Source organism: Legionella gratiana, assembly GCF_001467695.1.
In the GTDB taxonomy this organism is placed as follows: Bacteria; Pseudomonadota; Gammaproteobacteria; order Legionellales; family Legionellaceae; genus Legionella; species Legionella gratiana.
Window position 1 is genome coordinate 169,604 of sequence record NZ_LNYE01000029.1, and the last position, 23,560, is coordinate 193,163.

Here is a 23,560-nt window from a genome sequence, read left to right on the forward strand (position 1 = left end):
TTTGTATCAAATAGGATGCAATTATATAAAGATTTTAATTGTTGTCAAATTAAACAGACTCTAGGTTTGATGCGTATATAGATAGCCTGCTCATCCTCAGTTATAATGCATATTTATTTTGTTTAAATTACCATGCATCTGAAACAATTGAAAATAGCGGGTTTTAAATCTTTTGTTGATCCCACAGTAGTGCATTTCCCAAGTCAATTGGTCGCAGTTGTTGGTCCGAATGGTTGTGGAAAATCAAACATTATTGATGCAGTACGCTGGGTAATGGGAGAGAGTTCTGCGCGAAATTTGCGTGGAGAATCGATGACTGATGTCATTTTTAATGGCTCTTCTCATCGTAAATCTGTAGGTCAGGCTTCAGTTGAATTGGTGTTTGATAACAGTCTTGGACGTTTAACCGGTCCATTTGCCAGTTATGGAGAAATCGCAGTCAAACGTGTAGTTACTCGGAATGGTGATTCTACTTATTACTTAAATGGTAGCCGCTGTCGTCGTAAGGATATTACTGACATTTTTCTTGGCACTGGGGCTGGTGCTCGTGGTTATTCAATTATTGGGCAGGGTACTATTTCTCAGCTTATTGAGGCTAAACCTGAGGAACTGAGAGTGTTTCTTGAAGAAGCCGCTGGGGTTTCTAAATATAAAGAACGTCGACGCGAGACTTTGCTGCGTATTGATCATACACGTGAAAATTTGACTCGAGTTGCAGACATACGAGACGAATTAGACAAACAATTACAACGTTTGGAACGACAGGCCAAGGCAGCGGAACGCTATCTCATTCTTAAAGATGAAGAGCAATTATGTCGTGCAGAAATTTTAGCACTTAAATGGTTCGATTTGATAAGTCAACAAGAAGCAAAACAACATCAATTGCATGATCTGGCGGTGCATTATGAGCAGCAACAGAGTGCACTTGTAAAAGTAAATAAAGAGCGTGTTGTTTTAAATGAAAAAATTTATGATGTAGATGAGCAAACACAACAAATTCAAGTCAGTTTTTATCAATTAGGCACTGAAATAGCGCGTTTGGAAGAAACCATCCAGCAACAAGTTCGTGAAAAAAAACGCTTAGAGCAAGATCAACAGCAAATGCAAGCAGATTGGCAGGCTATTGCGGAACAATTGCAACAGGATAAAGTGGAACTGCTTCATTGCCAACAGAATGCTCAAAATTTAGCAGAGAAACTCGATCAATTAAGAGTTCAATTTAGAGAGCACGATGCAACTTGGCAAGACACCCAAAAACAGCAGGCACAATGGGAGCAACATTGGCAAGAGGTGCAAGTGCATGCCAACAATCTGAAAAGAGAATTTCAAGTGGCACAAGTGCAGGGACAGCATTTAGATGAGAAGTATCAGCAAACGATTTTAAGACTAGAAAAGCTTAAATTAGAACACGAATCTATCTCTATAGGTGAGTTACAGCAAACACAAAAAAAATTAGAAGAGCAACGCATGAAGCTCATTGTAGATCACGAATTCGATGAGCGCCAATTAAATCAAAGCCAAGAAAATACAAAACAACTGCGTGCTAAACTCCAAGAAATCGAGCAACAATTACATGAGGCACAAGATGATTTTCATCGAGCTAATACAGAGCATGCTGCATTAACTGCAGCACAACGTGCTGCAAGACAAGGCGCGAAAAGTAAAAATGGTATTCAACAGTGGTCCGAAAAACCAAGATTGATGGATGTTTTGCAAGTCGAGAGTAAATGGCAAACGGCTTGCGAACGAGTACTCAATGAGACATTGCACGCTTATGTTCTAGAAACCTTTGATGAATTGTGGCCGCAACGAGCAAATTGCGAGCGTCAAGGTGTGAGTATTGTTACTTTAAGAAATGTAAGCACTAAGTCTGATTCTTACCCTCGTCTTGTGGATAAAGTACATGGAGCAATACCTGCACATGTATGTCTACTGGAACATATTTATGCCGCTGACCATTTTGATGAAGCATTAAGCTGGTTGCCGGAGATAGCTGAATATCAATCGATCATTACCCCAGATGGTTTTTGGATAGGGCAAGGATGGGTAAAGTTTGTTAATCCTGAGGAGCAAGATGATTTAGGTTTTTTGGCGCGCCAACAAAAAATTGCAGACTTATCTTTGTTGGTTCAAGAGCTGCAACAAAGAATAGATGGGCTAAGAACTGATCGCGATCATACCCATCAACAGGTACAAAAAAACTTAAAGGAAGTTGAGTTACAACAGCTCAATGTTAATGCCAGTAATGAAGCATTAAGAATCAATAGTTCTGCATTGAGTAGTAATGAACAAGCTATTTTTCAGGCAGAAAAACAAGCCATTGTTTTAACTGCTGAATGTGAAGAATTGCAGTTTCTTTTAGAAAACACAGCAGCAGAACAATGTGCTATCAACGAAAAATTGCATTCTTTAGAAGAACAATGTTGTGACTATGAGCAACGACAAGAAGAATGTTTACGTGAAAAGCAAGAATGGTTAGAAACCGTAACATTAAAGAATAAACAAGTAGAGGAGTCTCGACTGCAATTGCATCATGCAGAACTGGAGTATGATAGAGAAAAAAACAAAATACAACAACTCGAAGAGCGTATTCAGAGGGAAAAAGAACGTTCCGATATTTTGCAAGAGCGTCTTGAACATATAGCATTGCTTAGTCTGCAGACTGAAGGGCCGGGAATAGAACTTAAAGATCAACTGACACAACAAGTACAAAAGCATAGTGAGGTAGAGTCACAACTAACATCAAGTAGAGAACAATTATCGCAGTTAAGAATGGAGCTTGAAGGTTGTGAGAAAAATATTTTAAACTGTGATTTTGAGGTCAAACGTATTCAAGAACTCATCGCACAAGTTCGTATGGACGAGCAGGCTTTAGCTGTACGAGCAAGCTCGATACAAGAGTCACTAGATGAATCTGGGTTACACGCTCAAGTTTTGTTAGAACAGATACCTAAAGGTGTAACCCAGAGCTTACGTGAAGATGAGTTAATCGCTCTTGCAGAGAAAATTAAACGTTTAGGGGCGATTAATCTAGCTGCAATCGAAGAATTTGCTTCGGAGCAACAACGTAAAGTATATTTAGATGAACAATATAATGACTTGAGCCAAGCTTTGGCAACTCTGGAATCTGCCATTGAAAAGATGGATAAAGAAACACGAATGCGCTTGGAGAATACCTTTGAGGAAGTAAATACTTCATTTAAAGCACTTTTCCCTCGCCTGTTTGGTGGAGGAAGAGCACAGCTTGAATTGACTTGTGATAATCTGTTGGAAGCTGGTATTGTAGTAATGGCACAACCCCCAGGAAAACGAAATAGTACAATTCATTTGTTATCTGGAGGGGAGAAGGCAATGACTGCAGTGGCTTTGGTATTTGCTATTTTTCAGTTAAATCCTTCACCATTTTGTATGTTAGATGAAGTAGATGCACCTTTAGATGATGTAAATGTAGGGCGTTTTTGCACACTAGTGAAAGAAATGTCACAATTTGTGCAATTTCTTTTTATTACACACAATAAAGTTACAATGGAATTGGCGGATCATTTGATTGGGGTAACTATGCGTGAACCTGGAGTATCTCGCTTGGTTGCGGTTGATGTAACACAAGCTTTGGCGATGGAGTAAATGATGCAGGCAAATTGGAGCTTAATTCTTAACGTCCTGTTGTTAATTAGTGTCATTGTGGCAATTTGGCGCTTAATGAAAGCTCGAAAACAGAGCTTAAGTCCAGAACGTTATCAACCCAATCTGGGGATATCAGAGAAGAATGCAGCGGGTGCACACAATTATAGTGATGACATCATTGCTGTACGTAAAGTTAATGTAACTTCTGGTTTAGAGAATGAAGTAGAAAAGAATGAGGAGTCACAATTATTTAAAAAACCTGCTGAAAAAGTATCATCTCCTCGTTTGTTACCAGAGGATGATGAAAATGAAGTCAAATTAAAAGTTGAACCTAAACCTGTGCCAAGAACAGAAATACAAGCGACCTCAAAAAATGAAGTGCCATCTACGTTAATGATTTTTCTACTTGCAAAAGAAAATAGGCAATTTGCTGGATATGAGTTGTTACAGACGGTTTTAGCTGTTGGTTTACGATTTGGGGAAGGGCATTTATTTCATCGTCACCAGTTCCCTAATGGCCAGGGACCGGTTTTATTTAGTTTAGCAGCAGCAACAGCAACTGGGGTTTTTGACTTACAAAATATTGGTGCTTTTAGTGTACGTGGTTTATGTTTATACATGCATTCTTCAAAGAATTCGAGCATTGATAGAGAACGGTTGGCGGTTATGTTAGAAACTGCACGACAACTAAGCGAAGAGTTAGATGCACACTTGCTTGATGATCAACGTAAGCCTTTAACTGAAGAGCGAATTTCTCGTTATTATCAATCATTACAGATAAATCAGTCTTGTTTGGAGTCTGAGACTGTTGACTCATAGAGCACGAGTAGGCTGACTAAACGAAAGTGCGATTCAGCAATAAAACTTACTCGATCAAGGGTGGGTATTTTTGTTCAACAATTTATACTATTATTTCCCTTGAACTCTAAGCTCAAGTGTTAGTACACTAGGGTTTTAGCCATGTCTTAACTATTATGAACCTAAATACCGTTGCTGCATTACTTGCCCAACCATGTCAGATTAATACTGAACTTACTGGCATTTGTACTGATAGTCGTGAACTTAAATCAGGTAGTTTGTTTATTGCTATCCGTGGAGAACGTTTTGATGGCCATGACTTTATTAAGGAAGCGGAAGCTCGCGGCGCTATAGCTGCAGTAGTGAGTCATAGAGTGGATGGAGTACATATTCCTCAGTTTCTCGTTCCTGATCCCATTCAAGCATTAGCTAAAATAGCAGCTGCGCACCGACAAAATATACACTGTCCTGTTATTGCGCTAACTGGTTCTAATGGGAAAACTACTACAAAAGAAATGATTGCTGCTATTTTGCCTTCCCCTGCGCATTCCACTAAAGGAAATCTCAATAATCATATTGGTGCTCCATTAAGTGTTTTTCAACTAAATAGTCAACATCGTTATGCTGTTTTTGAATTGGGGGCAAATCATCCAGGTGAAATTGCCCATACGGTGGCTATTGTTCATCCCGATGTCACTTTAATTAATAATATCGCTCCAGCACATGTAGAAGGTTTTGGTTCTATAGATGGTGTGGCTCGTGCTAAAGGAGAAATACATAAAGGTCTATCTGCAGCAGGGACTGCAGTGGTCAATGATGATGATGCTTATGCACATTTCTGGGATGAGTTGTTATTGGATAAAAAAGTACTTCGTTTCTCTATAGAACATCCGGTGGATATTTATGCCCAAGATATCCAATTGGATGCTCAAGGCTGTGCACAATTTTCTTTAATAGTTCCTAACGGACGAGCTGATATTCATTTAAAAGTACCTGGCTTACATAATGTTCGTAATGCGTTAGCTGCAGCAGCTTGTTGTCATGCCGTAGGTATTTCCGCTAAAGAGATTCAACAAGGATTGAATCTCTTTAGCGGAGTAAAGGGACGTTTGACTGTTCTTGCTGGAAAAAATCAATCTACAGTAATTGATGATACTTATAATGCAAATTTACGTTCGGTTTTGGTTGCTTTAGAAGTATTAGCCGAACGTCCAGGGAAAAAAATTTTTGTGTTTGGTGACATGGGTGAGTTGGGTGTTTGGGCAACTCAACACCATCAAGAAGTTGGGATTGCAGCGCGTCGTTTGGGTATTGATCAGCTCCTTTGTTGTGGTCCTAATAGTAGATTAGCTGCTGAAGCATTCGGTGTTGGTGGTGAGCATTTTGCTAACCAAGAACAACTTGTGCAAAGCCTGATCGATAACTTGTCAGCTGATACAGTTGTTTTGGTCAAAGGATCTCGTTCTAGTGCCATGGAAAAAATTGTTCACCAGCTTGTATCAATTAAATTGTGAACCCAATTCAGTTCATCACGGAGTGGATTGAATTACGAGTCCGAGAATTTTTTTGAAGAATGCTGAATGGATTGTATGTTTATGGTATGCTTGGCCGCTTTTTGGTCCATTAATCTGTTGGACGTTATTAACAAGAGGAACAACTTATGCTTTACTGGCTAACGCAGTTATTTCAAGGACAATATCATGCGTTACGAGTTTTTCAATACCTGACTTTTAGATCCATTTTAGCTGCGTTAACCGCTCTTATAGTAGGATTGGTGTGCGGCCCTATTATGATTCGTTGGTTACGTGGCTTACAGATAGGCCAAATGGTACGAGATGATGGGCCTCAATCACATTTATCCAAGGCAGGCACCCCAACTATGGGTGGTGTTTTGATTTTATTAGCAGTTACTGTCAGTTGCTTGTTATGGGGCGATCTGCAACAACCCAGTTTGTGGCTTGTCCTGTTAGTGACTTTGGGAAATGGAGTTGTGGGTTGGGTTGATGATTATCGCAAGCTGGTATTAAAAAACAGTAAGGGTTTGCCTGCTCGTTGGAAATATTTTTGGCAATCAATAGTAGCATTAATCGCAGTAATTTATTTGTATATGCATGCAACTTTACCTGTACATACTCAATTAACTGTGCCTTTCTTTAAATCGTTAACTCTAGGTTTAGGTCTATTTTTTCCTATTTTAGGATATTTTGTCATTGTAGGAAGCTCTAATGCGGTGAATTTGACCGATGGGTTAGATGGTTTAGCAATTATGCCTATAGTTATGGTTGCTGGGGCTTTAGGTATATTTGCGTATGCGTCAAGCAATTCAGTCTATGCACCTTATTTAGGTATACCTTATGTTCCTAATACTGGAGAATTAACTATTTTTTGTTCCTCAATCGTTGGTGCAGGCCTTGGTTTTCTTTGGTATAACAGCTATCCCGCGCAAGTATTTATGGGGGATGTAGGCTCTTTAGCTTTAGGAGCTGCATTAGGGATTGTTGCAGTAGTAATTCGAGAAGAGTTGGTTTTATTAATGATGGGTGGATTGTTTGTTATTGAGACAATCTCTGTCATTTTGCAAGTAGGATATTTCAAGTATACTCATGGTAAACGATTATTTAGAATGGCACCTTTACATCACCATTTTGAATTAAAAGGATGGTCGGAACCCAAAATAATTGTCAGATTTTGGATTATTACTGTTGTATTTGTTTTATGTGGATTAGCGACTTTAAAACTTCGATAATAAGGTGCACTCATGAATCCTCCTTTGTATTTAATTGCAGGTTTGGGTAAAACTGGGTTATCAGTAGCACGGTATTTACGTAGAAATAATAAACCATTTATTGCTTTTGATACACGTGAACAAGCCCCAAGTATTGCTGAGTTTACTCAAGAATTTCCCAATGTTTCTCTTTATATCCAGGATATCCCTGATGATATAATCAATCAGCTCTCTGATATCATTGCAAGTCCAGGTTTGTCCTTAGACACACCTTTTTTAAAGAAAGCGATGAAGGCGGGCGTAACTATTTATGGTGATATTGAATGTTTGGCTCGTGAGATTCATGCTCCAGTTATTGCTATTACTGGAACTAATGGAAAATCAACGGTTACTACTTTAGTGGGAGAAATGGCTAAGGCTGCAGGATATAAGGTTGCTGTCGCTGGAAATATTGGAACACCAGTGCTTGATTTACTTGATGATGAGCATCAATATGATCTTTGGGTTTTGGAATTATCAAGCTTTCAATTGGATTTAACTTATTCGTTGGAGCCGATTGTTGCTACTATTTTGAATGTATCTCCTGATCATTTGGATAGGCATCATACTATGGAAGCCTATATCCAAGCGAAACAACGAATTTATCATAAAGCAAAAGTCGCATTATTTAACGCTGATGATCTTTATACTGCTCCCATTGAAGATGTTAATCGCATTTCTTTTGGTAAAAATGTTCCTGAAAAAAACAACTGGGGTTTAATTAACCAAGAGAATAAAATATACTTGGCAAAGGGTCATTCTTGCTTTTTACCCGTTGAGTCTGTATTAATCAAGGGAGTGCATAATTGGCTTAATGCACTTGCTGCATGTGCTTTAGCTGATGCAGCAGGTATTACACAACAATATATCATTGAGATATTAACTACATTTACGGGGTTACCTCATCGTTGTCAATGGGTTCGAACCCTGAATGGCGTAGATTGGATAAATGATTCAAAAGGGACAAATATTGGTGCAACAATCTCTGCAATTAATGGAATAGGAGGTTCTATGCAAGGAAAAATTGTACTTATTGCAGGTGGACAAGGAAAAGGAGCAGATTTTAGGGAACTGGCTCAACCAATTGCCGATTTTGTAAGATCGATTATTCTAATTGGTGAGGATGCGGATAAAATTGAGGCTGCGTTGGCGGATGTAGTTCCAATATCACGCGCCTCCTCATTAGATAACGCTGTCGCTGTTGCTAAGTTACAGGCAAAACCGGGTGATGTAGTTTTATTATCTCCTGCATGCGCTAGCTTGGATATGTTCCGCGATTTTAATCATCGAGGCGAGGCTTTTGCTTCTTTAGTAAACGGGTTATAAATCGATGCGACCAAGACATGTGAATCAAAGAGGCAAACCCGTTAGCAGACCCATTTCGCTTTATGACAAATGGCTGATCAGCGTTGTTATTGGTTTATTGATTATTGGGCTCATGATGGTTGCCTCGAGTTCAGTCATGATTTCTACCAAATATTTTCATCAACCGTTTCATTTTTTGATTCGTCAAGTGTGTTATTTAGCTGCAGGCTTAATAGTTGCTTTCGTGATTGTTAGAACAGATAGCAGTGTTTGGGAGCGTATTAGTATGCCGATGCTGATGATATGCTTGCTCATGTTGCTGATTGTATTGATTCCTGGAGTTGGTCGTTCAGTCAATGGCAGTAGACGGTGGTTAGCATTAGGACCTATAGGGATTCAAGTTTCTGAATTAGCCAAGCTTACTATGATTTTTTATTTGGCTGGTTATTTAGTTCGTCAGCAAAAAGCGGTGAGTAGTAGCATTTTTGGTTTTATTAAGCCTATGGTTATTTTAGGGCTGGTGTCGCTATTGTTACTGCTTGAGCCTGATTTTGGAGCTACAGTCGTGATTTCAGGCACTGTTATGGCTATGCTGTTTTTAGCAGGAGTGAAATTACGTTATTATATAGGTCTGATGTTAGTCGTAATGGGTGCATTAGCCTTTTTGGCGGTTTCATCCCCGTATCGAGTTGCTCGACTGACCGCATTTTTAGATCCTTGGGCAGATCAATATAATAGTGGTTATCAGTTGACGCAGTCTTTAATTGCCTTCGGACGAGGCGGCTGGTTTGGGGCTGGCTTAGGAGAAAGTATCCAAAAATTATTATATCTGCCTGAAGCACATACCGATTTCTTATTTGCTGTTTTGGCAGAAGAATTAGGGTTGGTAGGTATTTTAATGGTTATGACTTTGTACAGTATTTTGGTAATCAGAGGATTAACTATTGCATACAATGCTCATGTACAAGAGCGATTATTTGCTTCTTATACTGCGTATGGATTAACTTTTTGGTTGGGTTTTCAAGCAGCTATTAATATGGGGGTTAACTCAGGTTTGTTACCCACAAAAGGATTAACTTTGCCATTGATGAGTTACGGTGGTGCGAGTATGGTTATCAATTGTGTCGTAATTGCGTTATTATTGCGCATTGATCATGAAAATCGTTGGCAGGCTCTCGGATTGAGACCGCTGTCAACCTAATCCCATCATAAATAGAGCCTATTTGATGGCAAGTTTAGGTCAATATAAGGGGGAGTTGTGAGCAATTCAGGACAATTTATATCTTCACGGATGGGTTGCGTAGAACAAATACATTTTGTTGGGATTGGTGGCGTTGGTATGTGTGGAATTGCTGAGGTTTTGCACAATCAAGGATATCGCATTACAGGCTCAGATTTAGGCGAAGGTAGCACGGTACAAAGATTAAAGTCTTTGGGAATTCCTGTTTATTTAGGGCATAAAGCAGAATATATAAAAGGGGCTAATGTTGTTGTTCGTTCTTCAGCTGTTGAGTTGAATAACCCGGAAATAGTCGCTGCACGCGAACAATTGATTCCGGTGATTCCGCGAGCAGCAATGCTTGCAGAGCTTATGCGATTTCGACATGGTATCGCTGTAGCTGGCACTCATGGTAAAACAACAACTACAAGCTTAGTAAGTAGTGTTCTCGCTGAGGGAGGATTAGATCCAAGCTTCGTAATTGGCGGAAAATTAAATAGCTTGGGAGTTAATGCTCAACTTGGTCAATCTCCTTATTTTGTTGTTGAAGCAGATGAAAGCGATGCATCCTTTTTATTCTTAAAACCGATGATGGCAATAGTGACTAATATTGATGCAGATCATATGGGAACCTATGAAAATAATTTTGAAAAATTAAGAACTACCTTCCTTGAGTTTTTGCATCATTTGCCTTTCTATGGCTTGGCTGTGGTATGTATTGATGATCCTGAAGTACGTAAAATCTTACCGGCTATTGAGAGACCTACATTAACTTATGGATTCACAGAGGATGCTCATTATCGTGCAGTAGATTGGTCGCAGAATGAACTTCTTAGTGCATTCACAGTAATTCGCCCAAGCCCTTATTCTCCATTAAAAATTCAATTTAAATATCCAGGTCGTCATAATGTATTAAACGCTTTAGCTTCAATTGCAATTGCCACACAGCTCGGTGTTGATGATAGTTCTATTATTCGTGCTTTGGAAAAATTCCAGGGTGTTGGGCGTCGTTTCCAAATGTTAGGTGAGAAAAAGTTTGAGAAGGGATCCGCTATTGTTGTTGACGATTATGGGCATCATCCTCAAGAAATTCTATCAACCATAGATGCATTTCGTCATGTATGGCCAAATAGGCGTTTGGTACACGTATTTCAACCACATCGCTATACACGGACTCAATCGTTACATGATCAATTTGTTGATGTGTTAAGTCTTGCTGATGAGTTGTTTTTGTTTGATATCTACTCTGCTGGGGAATCTGAAATTCCGGGTATTAGCAGTGAGAGTTTGGCACAAAGAATAAGAAACAAGGACAAAAAAGTTACTTTAGTAGATGAACACTCTCTTAAAAAAAGATTAGATCAATCAGTTAAAGAGGGTGATGTAATTCTGATGCAAGGTGCTGGAAGTATCGGGCAAATTGCGGTGAACTTGATGAAAGAACTATGAGAATAAAATGAGCACAATAGAAAATAATGATGATCTTTCAGATAAATTACAAGGCACTTTGCTTTATAATGAATCTTTAGCGGGATATACTACCTGGCGAGTAGGAGGACCTGCCGCCAAGCTTTATAAACCCACAAGTATCGCTGATTTGTCGTTATTTCTTCGTCAGATTCCTAAAACGGAGCCTTTATTGTGGTTAGGTCTGGGCTCTAATTCTCTAATTCGAGATGGTGGGTTTTCAGGGACAGTTATTCTTACTCAGGGGTGTTTAAAAGAAATTTCGCTTGTGGATGCTCAGACAGTTAAAGTAGATGCAGGAGTATCTTGCGCCAGCATGGCACGTTTTTGTGCACGCAATGACCTGTCTGGAGGCGAGTTTTGGGCAGGAATTCCTGGAACTATGGGGGGAGCCTTACGGATGAATGCTGGTTGTCATGGTGGTGAAACTTGGCAATTTGTAGTAGAACTAAAAACCATGACACGCAGTGGTGAAATAAAAATCCGTAAACCTGAAGAGTATGAAGTAGCTTACCGTCATGTTTCAGGGCCTTCAGATGAATGGTTTATTTCTGCAACATTTAAGCTTAATCCTGGTAATAAAGAAATTTCTTTGCAAGTGATAAAGGATTTGTTAGCACATCGGGCAAACACACAGCCTACTAATGAATATAACTGCGGGTCGGTGTTTAGAAATCCTCCAGGAAATTATGCAGCTCGACTGATTGAGTCTTGTGGATTGAAAGGATTTAAGATGGGTGGTGCAGTGGTGTCTCAGAAGCATGCCAATTTTATTATCAATCATCAAGGGTCAGCAATCGCAGCTGACATTGAGAAATTGATTCATTTAATACAAACTAAAGTTCGTGAGCAGACAACAATTGAGTTGATGCGCGAAGTACATATTATCGGAGATTATTAATGTCTAAGCTTGTCAACTTAATTTTGCTTTATGGTGGAAAATCTGGAGAACATGAAATCTCATTGATTTCTGCTGCATCTGTTTTAGCACACTTGGATGCTAAAAAATATAATATTATTCCTATTGCAATGGATAAGGATGGATTATTTTATCTGCATCAGTACTATGATTTATTAGCATATAAAGAAAAACTTCCTGTAGTGACGGAGCATTCAAAGCCTTTAGCCGGTTTATTTATCAATGGACGTTTATCTGTTGATGCAGATATCGTTTTTCCAATAGTACATGGGCCTTTATATGAAGATGGCTGTTTACAAGGGATGCTCGAATTATCAGATATTGCCTACGTTGGCTGTGATGTACTTTCTTCTGCCATTGGAATGGACAAGGATATGGCAAGGCGTATCGTATGCATCAATGGCCTAAAATCAGCAAATTATAAACTTTTATCGTGGCATACTTCATCATCTGAACGACAACGCTTTTGCCACGAAGTTGCTGCAGAATTTGGTTGGCCTTTATTTGTTAAGCCTTGTGCAATGGGTTCGAGCGTAGGAATACATAAAGCAAAAAATATGGCTGAATTAATTAATGCTGTGGAGGATGCTTTACGTTATGATGAAGAAATCTTAGTCGAATCATTTGTCGTAGGTAGGGAGATTGAATTATCTGTTCTTGAGGGTGTTCTACCATCAGGGCAGCCAAGGGTTAGTGTTGCAGGTGAAATTCGAGTGAATCATCCTGACGGCTTTTATTCGTACTCAGCAAAATATTTAGAGAGTGGACAAACTGATTTAATAGTGCCTGCTCCTTTAAGTCAAACGTTGTATGACCAACTAAAGCAAGCAGCCGCAGATATCTTTATCCGATTAAAATGTAAGGGAATGGCGCGTGTTGATTTCTTTGTTAATGAAAAAACGGAGACAATTTATTTTAATGAAGTAAACACATTACCAGGATTTACCTCAATTAGTATGTATCCAAAATTATGGCAAGCAAGTGGTTTATCGTATCCTGATTTGCTTGATGAATTGATACGCATTGCGATGGTACATCAGAACTGTCGTCGACATTTAGTAACCGATTATTTATGAATGTCATGGATAAAAATAGGAGTGTTGTTTCTGGGAATTTGCGTTATATTTGTTGGTTATTAGTATTAAGTTTTAGTGCGATATTTTTGACCTATCGTTTAGGTTATTATTATCTGTCTGATGCTGAACGTTTTCCAATTACTACGATTAAAGTTGCTGCGAATTATGAACATGTAACTCATCAGGAGTTGGAAAGTATATTATCAAAGCATTTAATTAATAGCTTTTTTACTTTTCCTGTAAGTGTATTACAGGATGAGTTAAATGCGATAAGTTGGGTGGATTCCGCTAGTGTTGAGCGTATTTGGCCTGATACTTTGAAAATAAAGCTTGTTGAGAAAAAGCCTGTTGCGATTTGGAATACTGCATTAATGACAGCGGACGGCAGATTATTTAATGAAGGTACTGTCCCTGAGGATCTAAATATTCCTCGCTTAAAAGGTCCTATATCTCAACAAGTAGACGTCTTACAAGTTTACGAAAAATTGAGTAAGATATTATCAACGTATAGCTTGACCGCTACTGGGCTGCATTTAAGAGATAACCAATCCTGGGTATTGCTTTTGGACAATGATGTCAAGATATATTTAGGAAAGAAAGAACTAGAAGCACGATTGCTTCGTTTTTGTAAAGCATATCCTGCGGTATTTGCTGAAAAAATAGAGCAGTTGGCAAGCGTGGACCTGCGTTATCCACGTGGTATGGCGGTGCAGTGGAAACAACAAACGGAACGATAATGGCAAAAAAAATAGAAAAAAATATTATCACTGGCTTGGACATTGGAACTTCAAAGGTGATTGCATTAATCGGTGAAGTAACCTCTGATGGTGCAATAGAAATTATCGGAATAGGTCGCCATCCCTCTCGTGGTTTAAAACGCGGTGTTGTCGTTGATATAGAGGCTACTGTAAACTCCATTCAACGTGCCGTTCAGGAAGCTGAACTCATGGCTGGGTGTGAGGTACGAACAGTTTATGCGGGTATTGCGGGAAGCCACATTCGTAGTTTAAATTCACATGGAATAGTGGCTATTCGTGATAAAGAAGTATCGCAGGCTGATGTAGAGCGAGTAATTGATGCTGCAAAGGCAGTGGCAATTCCTGCAGATCAAAAAATTCTCCATGTTTTACCTCAAGAATTCATTATTGATCACCAAAATAGTATTCGGGAACCTATAGGGATGTCAGGGGTACGACTTGAGTCTCGGGTGCATATTGTTACTGGTTCGGTAAGCGCAGCGCAAAATATAGTCAAGTGTGTGCGTCGATGTGGATTAGATGTGAATGATATTATCCTTGAACAGTTGGCTTCAAGTCATGCCGTTCTTACTGAAGATGAGAAAGATTTAGGTGTTTGTCTCATTGATATTGGTGGTGGAACGACAGATATAGCTGTATTTTCTGAAGGGGCAATTCAACATACAGCAGTTATTCCTATTGCGGGAGATCAAGTTACTAATGATATCGCTATGGCTTTACGTACACCCACTAAAGCGGCTGAAACTATTAAATTGAATCATGCTTGCGCCTTATCTGAATTAGCTAATTCAAATCAAATGTTAGAAGTCGCAAGTGTAAATGATAGGCCGGGAAGAAAAATTTCAGCTACGGCTTTATCTGATGTGGTTGCAGCACGGTATGAAGAGTTGTTTACTTTAGTTCGCAATGAATTACGTCGCAGTGGTTTTGAAGATAGAATGGCTGCGGGTATTGTTCTTACTGGTGGTGCTGCAAATGTACGAGGAGGTATTGAGCTTGCAGAGCTTTGTTTTGAAATGCCTGTAAGAAAAGGGTTCGCACATTCTGTATCGGGTTTAGCTGAAGCAACTGAAAACCCTTCTTTTGCTACAGGGGTGGGATTATTGTTACATGGTTATCAGCAGCAGTATGAATCAAACTACAATGTACCGGCGGTGAATGATAGTACTCGAAGTCTCTGGGCACGCATGAAAGAATGGTTCCAAGGTAATTTTTAGGTTACACGTTTTTTAAATTAAACCAGCAGATAATTCCACTATAAGTATTGCTGAGTTTATATTGTAAAGAATAAACATATGAGGGGAGCGGGGTTATGTTTGAATTAATGGAAAGCCAACAGCATACCAATAATGCTGTAATTAAGGTCGTTGGTGTAGGCGGCGGCGGTGGTAATGCTGTTGAACATATGGTTGCAGAGAATATCGATGGCGTTGAGTTTATTTGTGCTAATACTGATGCACAGGCACTAAAAGGTTCTAATGCAAAAATACATATTCAACTTGGTGATGAACTTACTAAAGGTTTAGGTGCCGGAGCTAATCCACAAATTGGACGAGAAGCAGCAGAAGAAGATAGAGATCTTATTCGCGAAATTTTAAGTGGCGCGGATATGGTTTTCATCACTGCAGGAATGGGAGGAGGTACTGGAACAGGTGCCGCACCAGTCTTTGCAGAAATTGCTAAAGAATTGGGAATATTAACTGTTGCTGTAGTGACCAAGCCATTCTCCTTTGAAGGCAAACAACGTGCGTTAGCAGCTGAGGAAGGAATACGTCGTTTGGCAGAACATGTTGATTCGTTAATCACTATTCCTAATAACAAATTACTCAGCGTTCTTGGAAAAAATATCAGTCTTCTTAATGCGTTTAAAGCAGCGAATAATGTGCTACTTGGTGCTGTAAAAGGGATATCCGATTTAATTACTCGCCCAGGTTTAATCAATGTAGATTTTGCAGACGTTCGTACTGTAATGTCAGAAATGGGTATGGCAATGATGGGTACTGGTAGTGCTGTAGGTGAACAAAGAGCACGCCAAGCAGCTGAGGCCGCTATTGCTTCTCCATTACTGGAAGACGTGAATTTTTCTGGGGCTCGTGGCATCCTCGTCAATATCACTGCAGGTCTTGATATGTCAATTGGTGAATTCGAAGAGGTAGGTGATGTGGTTAAGGAGTTTATTTCTGATGATGCAACAGTTGTAGTAGGTACTGTAATTGATCCTGAAATGACTGATGAAATGCGTGTTACTGTTATTGTGACAGGTTTGGGTGATACAAGACAACGTCATCAACAAGCACAACCACAATCTCATCGCGCTCGTTTATTAGAAACCACGCGAAGTGATGGATCATTAGATTACCAGCAGTTTGATAGGCCTGCAGTTGTTCGCAAACAAGCTCAATCAAACTTATCTTCCACTGTAAAACAAAATAATGATAGTGTTCCCGATGTAGATTATTTAGATATCCCTGCATTTTTGCGTCGCCAAGAAGAAGTATGAAATTTAAATTCCTTCTTCTGTTATAGAGTGCCATCCTCACTAAGTTTTAGACAAGGCGCAAGTAAATGAGGCGAGGGCGTATATATAAAGTACAGCCCTGTGCCGAGTGAGCTTGCAACGCTGTATAAAACTTAGTGGTTGGCGATGTACGAGAAGAAAATTTAATTCTTTGATACAAAAATAATTAGACTAAATCGTAAAATGTTGATAGGATCGCGAAACTTTGCGCGCAAAATAAAAAAATCAAAAAACTGATATCATGAGGAACAAGGTGAGCACTGAATGACAAAACAAAGAACTCCTAAAAAGGTGATCCAGGCGACAGGGGTAGGATTGCATTCTGGTGAAAAAGTGCTGTTAACCTTGAGACCGGCTCCAGTGAATACAGGTATCGTTTTTAGACGAGTGGATCTTGAGCCTGTAGTTGAAATTCCAGCATCTTATGAGTATGTTGGAGATACCATGCTCTGTACTACCTTACACCATGGATCAATTAAGATTGCAACTGTAGAACACTTACTTTCTGCCTTAGCCGGTTTAGGTATCGACAATGCTTATATTGATGTGAATGGCCCCGAACTGCCTATTATGGATGGTAGCGCTGCTCCTTTTGTTTTTTTGATTCAATCAGCTGGTATTCGCGAGCAAAATGCACCTAAAAAATACATTCGCATTCTTAAGCCAATTCGTGTGGAAGATAACGAAAAGTTTGTCCAATTCTATCCTTACAATGGGTATAAAATTACTTTTACTATAGGTTTTGATCACCCAGCTTTTAATGATAAGCCGCAAACAGTAAGTTTTGATTTCTCTACAACTTCTTATGTGAAAGAAGTATGTCGTGCACGGACTTTTGGTTTTCTTTCTGATTATGAAAAATTAAGAGAATGCGATTTAGCTAAAGGGGGTAGTTTAGATAATGCCATTGTAGTTGATGACTATCGTGTTCTTAATGATGATGGCCTTCGTTTTGAATCAGAATTTGTTTCTCACAAAGTTTTGGATGCTATTGGTGATCTATACTTGTTAGGTTCTAGTCTAATTGGTGCTTTCGAAGGTTATAAATCAGGTCATGAGCTGAATAACAGATTATTACGTGAATTAATGGTCAGAAAAGATGCTTGGGAATATACTTATTTTGATACAGAGGGGTATCTTCCTGCAGTGCAAGCAGACTTTTATCCTATCGAAGCATAATAGGAGCCATTACAAAGGAGAATCCTGTTGTGAAACTTAATATCAACCTTATTTTTGCTTTGGTATATAGTTCATCGGTTTTTGCTGCGAGTACTGAACCTCAGAAAACTCCTGCTGAAGAAGCGCTCCATATAAATTGGTTAAATACCAATATTTCACCTAGTGTAGACTTTTATTCTTATGCCAATGGCAATTGGCAAAAAAATAATCCTATTCCTCCTGATTATTCAAGCTGGGGAAGCTTTAATATTATCAGCGAAAAAGTCCAGAATATTCTCCATCAAATGCTCATCAAGGCAGCCAAAGATACTCATGCAAAACCAGGTAGTATGGAACAAAAAGTTGGAGATTTTTACTACAGCGGGATGGATGAAGAAAGCATCAATCAACTAGGTATTAAACCGTTACAACCCGAATTTGATCGTATCAATAGTTTGAAAAACCTGACTGATTTGCAAAATGAGATAGCTCATTTGCACCAAATAGGCGTAGATGTCTTTTTTGGTTTTGGAAGTATGCAAGATTTTAAAAACAGTAGTGAAATGATTGGAGCTTTAGTACAAGGAGGTTTAAGCCTGCCAGATCGTGATTATTATTTAAAGGATAATGCCAAATTCAAACAAATTCGTGATGCATATGTGAATCATGTTGCAAAGATGTTTGAATTGTTAGGAGATGCTCCAGATAAAGCTGCAGCTGAGGCCAATACAGTAATGAAACTAGAAACACAGATGGCTAAGGTTTCTATGTCTCAAGTGGAACAGCGTGACCCTCATGCAGTTTATCATATGATGGACATAGCTCAATTAGCACAACTGACACCTAATTTTTCTTGGCCTGCATATTTTACTGCTATGGGGCAGGGTAAGCTTAAGATTGCCAACATGGCCATGCCTGTTTTTTTCAAGGATATGAGTAAACAATTAAATACGGTTTCTTTGGATGACTGGAAAACGTATCTACGGTGGCATTTGATTGATTCTTTTGCTTCCTATTTATCTAAGCCTTTCGTAGAGCAAAATTTTAAAATGGTTTCTGCACTTACTGGTACAGAGAAGATATTACCAAGATGGAAGCGGGTTGTAAGTACAGAAAATGGTGCTTTAGGTTTTGCTATTGGTAAAATGTATGTGGATCAATACTTTTCTCCAGAAGACAAAAAGCGAGCTTTGGATATCCTTAAGAATATTCGTACCGTTTTGCGTGAAGACATTAATACTTTATCTTGGATGACTCCCGCTACTCGTAAAGCTGCTTTGAAAAAACTGGAGTTAATGGAAGAGCGAGTAGGGTATCCTTCTAAGTGGTGGGATTATTCTAAGCTAGAGGTTAATCGAGGACCTTATGTATTAAACGTGATTAGAGCGAATGAGTTTTTAACCAATCGTGATCTTAATAAAATAGGCAAACCTATAGACAGAACGGAATGGGCAATGACGCCACAAACCATTAATGCCTATTATGATCCCTCAATGAATAATCTAAACATTCCAGCAGGAATTCTGCAATCTCCATTTTTTGCTCTCGATGCCCCAGCAGCAGTGAATTATGGAGCGATTGGTTTTGTTATGGGACATGAGATGACCCATGGATTTGATGATCAAGGGGCACAATTTGACGGCCATGGTAATTTAAAAAATTGGTGGACACCTAGTGACTTAGCTAAGTTTCAAGCTGCCACACAATGTATTGTAAATCAATATTCGGGTTATATTGTTGATGACTTACATGTACAAGGGAAGTTAGTTGCTGGAGAGGCTACTGCTGATTTAGGTGGCATTATCTTGGCTTATAAAGCATTCCAACATTCTAAGGAATACAAAAATGCACCTACAATTGCTGGTATGACTCCGGATCAACAATTCTTTTTAGCAACAGCACATGTTTGGGCAACGAATATTAGACTGCAGCAATTACGAAATCAGGTTACTACTGATCCTCATCCTCCGGCACAATATAGAGTTAATGGTAGTTTAGCCAATATTCCACAATTTCAAGAAGCTTTTCATATACCTAATGACAGTCCTATGGTTAATAAAAAGCGTTGTGTGATCTGGTAACCTAAACCTAAAAAGAGCGAATATCTAATGTTCCAATTAAACTGCCGAATTTAGAATTGATTGAATAGTAATTTGAGTTTTTAGGAGATAATAATGACCAAAGAAGAAATGATTTGTCGTATTGTACGATATGTTACTCAAAAACCAAGTACTAAGAAAACATGCTGTGGATAATGAAGTAGGTTTATCGGAAATAGTACAGTATCAAAATCAGGCGGTTGTAGCGTATTTTTGTTCCCGCCACCCTGAGTTTACCGTGCAAGAGGGAAATATATTATTTACCGACTTATTATCTTGGATGTGGTTCAACGCGCAAAGAGCAAAGCTTGGTAAGAAAACCCACCTTTTTGGTCCTTTGCTGCTCCTTGATGAACTGTGGCATGCTTTTATTTTACATACCCGAGATTATGTGAATTTTTCGATGCATTATTTCGGGGGTTATTTTCATCATGATATAGAGCCTATAGGCTCTGAGCACGTTATGGAAGAAGAAGAGTTAACCGATTATTTGCAAGATTGTTTTACTTATCTCGGTACGGAATGGGTATCACGTCGCTTTGAAGTGGCCCTTGTAGAAACAAGTTAAAGGACTTAACTATTTTATATCTTACTCATTAAAGAATGGTATATTTCAGGATGATCAATGAAAAAAAACACATTGTTTAATGTTTTTTATTCAGTAAGACATATAATTGCTCTTCTGTGCGCCATACTTAGTTTTTTTATTATTAAACATGTTGCGTTACTGTTATATGTAAAACCTTATCAGCCGCTAGATACTTTAACGTTCTATAAAATGTTATGGCATTCAAGTAGTTTGTTTTTTCACATAATTTTGATATTTAATATTTTTATTAAGCCATTATTTGTTTATTTCATGGTTCTTTTTTTATTTTTTTATTTTAAAATAAAAAATACTACAAAGTGCTAACCTCTTTACCTTCATCTAATATAATGTTTATTAAGCTCTTTATTAGCTCTATCTTTTGAACAAATACTTTTATCACTTATAGGTAATATTAATCATCATGGTCTGCTAAACGTAATAAAGCCTTTTGTAATGGTTCATAGGTACACTGTTGACTTTCATGAATAATCGTAGCTTTAGCTTTTTCTGATAATTCATTTTTTTGAGATTGAAGAGGTTGTTCCTGTTTAAAAGCGGGTGTACTGACGGTTACTTTAATTGACGACAGTTGATATAGGCCAGTTTCCTTACGTAGACGATCGCGGAGCTCTGGAATAACATAACGCAATTGTGTTGCCCATACAGCATTAGTCGTTGTGAGTACTAAGCAACCTTTATTAAAACTTCCAACGTAACATTCTCCAGCTAAAGTTTCTGGAAGTAATTGTTTTACTTTATGAGTAAGTTCTTCTAACTGAAAAGAGCGTTGACAAATATCGACGAGTTGTTTGTTGAGGCAATGACTGATAGAGCGCATTTTGATTTTGGAAATTTTTAATAAGATAAGTATAGAATAGCAAATTCATGTTAAATGGAATATCATAATTTTTAGCAAAACACTCAGGACCATAGGCGGAAACTAATGTTTGAAAAGCAGAATAATGACAATTCTAATGATATTATCTTTTTTACCCGGATGCATTGGATTATATTTTTTTGGCCTGTACTCAGCTTATGTGTTGCTTTGGCAATTGTCCATAATACTGATCTCGCTTTATTAGAAAAAATTGGTTATGGATTGGCTGCTTTGGCATTACTATGGACCGGTATGACTTGGATGACTTATTATTTTTCCTCACTTACAATTAAGAAAAATCATGTCATTATCCGTACAGGAGTTATAGTCAGGCAAACTATTGATATCCCATTAAGTAAAATAGAAGCAATTGATATACGGCAATCAATCTTAGGAAGCATTTTAAGTTATGGTTTGGTTTGTATTACTGGTACAGGTGGTACTCGTCGCATTATCAACTTTTTACATCATCCACTTACTTGCAGGCGTTACATTGAGCAGCTTATGGGTGAGTTACATCGGATTGATTAACTCATCTTAATAGAAGCGGTTCGATATAAAAATCATGTTGTTTTTATATCGAACTCGATTTCTTAAACTCGTGCAAGCAACTCGGTTTTTGTTTTTGAGTCAACAAAAGCAGCTTCTATAGCCATTCGCGTAATTGCATTCATTGTTTCATCATCATAATTATAGGAGTTTTGTACACGGTGATATTCTTGACCTAGAGTAGTGCTCATGAATGGTGGATCATCCGAGCTGATACTAATCTTAATCCCTGCCTCATAAAATTTAGGAAAAGGATGTTCACTCATATTTTTAAAAAGGCCTAAAAAGATATTGCTTGTAGGGCAAACTTCTAAACAAATCCCTTTATCCTTTACCATTGCCATAGTGTTTGGTGAATAAATCGCATTAACTCCATGTCCTATGCGTTGAATGGGGAGATTCTCCATTGCTTCATCCATTCCACTTGCAGAAGCAAATTCACCAGCATGTACTGTACACTGTAATCCAGCATCAGCAGCAATTTGATAAGCTTTAGTAAACAATTTAGGTGGAAATTTTGCTTCATCACCACCCAAACCAAAACCGGTGACGCATGGAAATTTATCTTTATGAGTTTGCTGCGCAACGCGCTCTACAGCTTCGACACCAAAATGACGGACTGCAGTAACGATGATCCGTCCTACAATATTGAATCGTTCTTTAGCATCATCAATTGCTTGTTGAATTGCTATTAAGTGCTCTGCAGAAGGGATTTTGCTGGAAAGCTCAGCATGATCAGGAGAATACATCATTTCTACGTAGATGGCATTTTCTTGGGCACGGGCTTTTAAATAATCAAAGGTAATATCATAATAATCTTGAGGGTGTTTTATTACTGCAGCCAGGGTATCGTAAACTTTTAAAAAATCCAGAAAATCTTTCGATAAATAGCTTTTCCCATCAGGAGCGACAAGTCCTTCAGGCAGCGTTAATTGATTTCGTTTCGCTAATTTTTTAGCTAATTCAGGAGTAATAGTGCCTTCTAAGTGAACATGTAACTCTGCTTTCTTCAAACTCATATTTTTGCCTCTTGTCTTTTTTGTTTAATTTCTTTAGCCTGCGAGCTAATCTTAATCCTAGAAAAAGCAGTTGGTTCCTACTGTGCGTGCTAAAAGCACTGAACCAGCTGCTTTTTTTAAGGTGAATTGCTTTTTCTAGGGTAATGGTAACTTAGATAAAAAAGCTATAAAATATCTTAATACAATTAAAGTTACTTTGGATTTGTTATGAACTCAAATGATATAGATAAAGCTTATGTTAGTCCTTATGATAAATTTTTATTTGAATTTGATGCAACTCATTCTAAATCAGCATCACAAATAAAAGAAATTAATAAACATAAGCGTATTTTTTTGATGCGAGATAATAAAGATTATAAAGATGAGAAAGGTGAAATTTGGGAAGGGTTTTAACGAAGGAATTCGTTACGCTTATATCTTCCAGATTACGCAGGGTTTCATTCAGACTACAGCGTTCTCTTCAGTTAACGTAAGCTTCGGATAAAGAATTTATTGAGATCCAGAGCATCCCGCTTAAACCGTTCAGGCTGAGGAGGCATTTATGCCATCTTGCAGTCGTAGCACAGAATATGAAAATTCGTGCGAAGGCTTCGAATCAGTGATGTGCTTCTTCAGTCCGAACAGGTCGATGTAAAACTACGTTCTTATACGAAACTCATGTTAAGTTAACTATTTGGATGGGTACTTACCCTTTTGTTGAAACTAAGGGCAACCTACTGAGCTATTACCACAAGTGGAGGATGATACGGATAGTCAGCTTAATAGCTTCTTGCTCGGAAAACGCAATTACAACAGGTGTTTTATCGTGTAGATAAGCAATG

19 protein-coding genes are annotated in these 23,560 nt (G+C 38.4%); 17 read left to right on the forward strand and 2 right to left on the reverse strand.

Annotated elements, in window-relative coordinates; genetic code table 11:
* Positions 1-132 precede the first annotated feature (132 nt).
* The 15 genes from smc (at position 133) to Lgra_RS13805 (ending at position 20,273) form a co-directional block, all read left to right on the forward strand.
* Positions 133-3,624, forward strand: a complete 3,492-nt coding sequence (gene smc / locus Lgra_RS13735; protein ID WP_058499838.1) for a chromosome segregation protein SMC — start codon at positions 133-135, stop codon at positions 3,622-3,624.
* A 3-nt stretch (positions 3,625-3,627) separates the two neighbouring features.
* Positions 3,628-4,443: a cell division protein ZipA C-terminal FtsZ-binding domain-containing protein gene (locus Lgra_RS13740; protein WP_058499839.1), complete on the forward strand. Its 816-nt coding sequence runs from the start codon at positions 3,628-3,630 to the stop codon at positions 4,441-4,443.
* Between the two features lie 155 nt (positions 4,444-4,598).
* Complete coding sequence (locus Lgra_RS13745) at positions 4,599-5,936, forward strand: UDP-N-acetylmuramoyl-tripeptide--D-alanyl-D-alanine ligase (protein ID WP_058499840.1); 1,338 nt, start codon at positions 4,599-4,601, stop codon at positions 5,934-5,936.
* 146 nt (positions 5,937-6,082) lie between these two features.
* Positions 6,083-7,168, forward strand: coding sequence for a phospho-N-acetylmuramoyl-pentapeptide-transferase (gene mraY, locus Lgra_RS13750; RefSeq protein ID WP_058499841.1), 1,086 nt, complete (start codon positions 6,083-6,085; stop codon positions 7,166-7,168).
* Positions 7,169-7,180: 12 nt separating this feature from the next.
* Positions 7,181-8,512, forward strand: coding sequence for a UDP-N-acetylmuramoyl-L-alanine--D-glutamate ligase (gene murD / locus Lgra_RS13755; protein WP_058499842.1), 1,332 nt, complete (start codon positions 7,181-7,183; stop codon positions 8,510-8,512).
* A 4-nt stretch (positions 8,513-8,516) separates the two neighbouring features.
* Complete coding sequence (gene ftsW / locus Lgra_RS13760) at positions 8,517-9,692, forward strand: putative lipid II flippase FtsW (RefSeq protein WP_058499843.1); 1,176 nt, start codon at positions 8,517-8,519, stop codon at positions 9,690-9,692.
* A 57-nt stretch (positions 9,693-9,749) separates the two neighbouring features.
* Complete coding sequence (gene murC / locus Lgra_RS13765) at positions 9,750-11,159, forward strand: UDP-N-acetylmuramate--L-alanine ligase (protein WP_058499844.1); 1,410 nt, start codon at positions 9,750-9,752, stop codon at positions 11,157-11,159.
* Between the two features lie 7 nt (positions 11,160-11,166).
* Entirely contained in the window at positions 11,167-12,078 is a 912-nt protein-coding gene (gene murB / locus Lgra_RS13770; RefSeq protein ID WP_058499845.1) for a UDP-N-acetylmuramate dehydrogenase, read from the forward strand.
* Entirely contained in the window at positions 12,078-13,172 is a 1,095-nt protein-coding gene (locus Lgra_RS13775) for a D-alanine--D-alanine ligase family protein (RefSeq protein WP_058499846.1), read from the forward strand. The genes murB and Lgra_RS13775 overlap by 1 nt, the downstream gene beginning before the upstream one ends.
* Before the next feature lie 5 nt (positions 13,173-13,177).
* Positions 13,178-13,909: a cell division protein FtsQ/DivIB gene (locus tag Lgra_RS13780; RefSeq protein WP_058499847.1), complete on the forward strand. Its 732-nt coding sequence runs from the start codon at positions 13,178-13,180 to the stop codon at positions 13,907-13,909.
* On the forward strand, positions 13,909-15,147 hold the full coding sequence (gene ftsA / locus Lgra_RS13785; protein ID WP_058499848.1) for a cell division protein FtsA: 1,239 nt from the start codon (positions 13,909-13,911) through the stop codon (positions 15,145-15,147). Before Lgra_RS13780 ends, ftsA begins: the two co-directional genes overlap by 1 nt.
* A gap of 95 nt (positions 15,148-15,242) precedes the next feature.
* Positions 15,243-16,430 carry a cell division protein FtsZ gene (gene ftsZ / locus Lgra_RS13790; RefSeq protein ID WP_058499849.1) on the forward strand — a complete coding sequence of 396 codons (1,188 nt, stop codon included), beginning with the start codon at positions 15,243-15,245 and terminating at the stop codon, positions 16,428-16,430.
* 282 nt (positions 16,431-16,712) lie between these two features.
* Entirely contained in the window at positions 16,713-17,627 is a 915-nt protein-coding gene (gene lpxC / locus Lgra_RS13795; protein ID WP_058499850.1) for a UDP-3-O-acyl-N-acetylglucosamine deacetylase, read from the forward strand.
* 29 nt (positions 17,628-17,656) lie between these two features.
* The gene (locus Lgra_RS13800) at positions 17,657-19,687 is read left to right on the forward strand and encodes a M13 family metallopeptidase (RefSeq protein WP_058499851.1); all 2,031 of its coding nucleotides are present in this window, start codon (positions 17,657-17,659) and stop codon (positions 19,685-19,687) included.
* Positions 19,688-19,817: 130 nt separating this feature from the next.
* A complete protein-coding gene (locus tag Lgra_RS13805) occupies positions 19,818-20,273 on the forward strand; it encodes a glycine-rich domain-containing protein (RefSeq protein WP_058499852.1) in 456 nt (151 codons plus the stop codon).
* Between the two features lie 433 nt (positions 20,274-20,706).
* Here Lgra_RS13805 and Lgra_RS13815 read toward each other — a convergent pair whose 3' ends face one another.
* The gene (locus tag Lgra_RS13815) at positions 20,707-21,132 is read right to left on the reverse strand and encodes a DUF721 domain-containing protein (protein WP_058499854.1); all 426 of its coding nucleotides are present in this window, start codon (positions 21,130-21,132) and stop codon (positions 20,707-20,709) included.
* A gap of 105 nt (positions 21,133-21,237) precedes the next feature.
* Between Lgra_RS13815 and Lgra_RS13820 the strand changes: the two genes are divergently transcribed.
* Positions 21,238-21,702, forward strand: a complete 465-nt coding sequence (locus tag Lgra_RS13820; protein ID WP_058499855.1) for a PH domain-containing protein — start codon at positions 21,238-21,240, stop codon at positions 21,700-21,702.
* Between the two features lie 62 nt (positions 21,703-21,764).
* Here Lgra_RS13820 and Lgra_RS13825 read toward each other — a convergent pair whose 3' ends face one another.
* Positions 21,765-22,739: an adenosine deaminase gene (locus Lgra_RS13825; RefSeq protein WP_058499856.1), complete on the reverse strand. Its 975-nt coding sequence runs from the start codon at positions 22,737-22,739 to the stop codon at positions 21,765-21,767.
* 207 nt (positions 22,740-22,946) lie between these two features.
* On the opposite strand from Lgra_RS13825, the gene Lgra_RS13830 reads away from it, so the two are divergent.
* Positions 22,947-23,132 (forward strand): CBU_0585 family protein, encoded by a 186-nt coding sequence (locus Lgra_RS13830; protein WP_058499857.1) that lies wholly within the window; start codon positions 22,947-22,949, stop codon positions 23,130-23,132.
* The last annotated feature ends 428 nt before the right edge of the window (positions 23,133-23,560 follow it).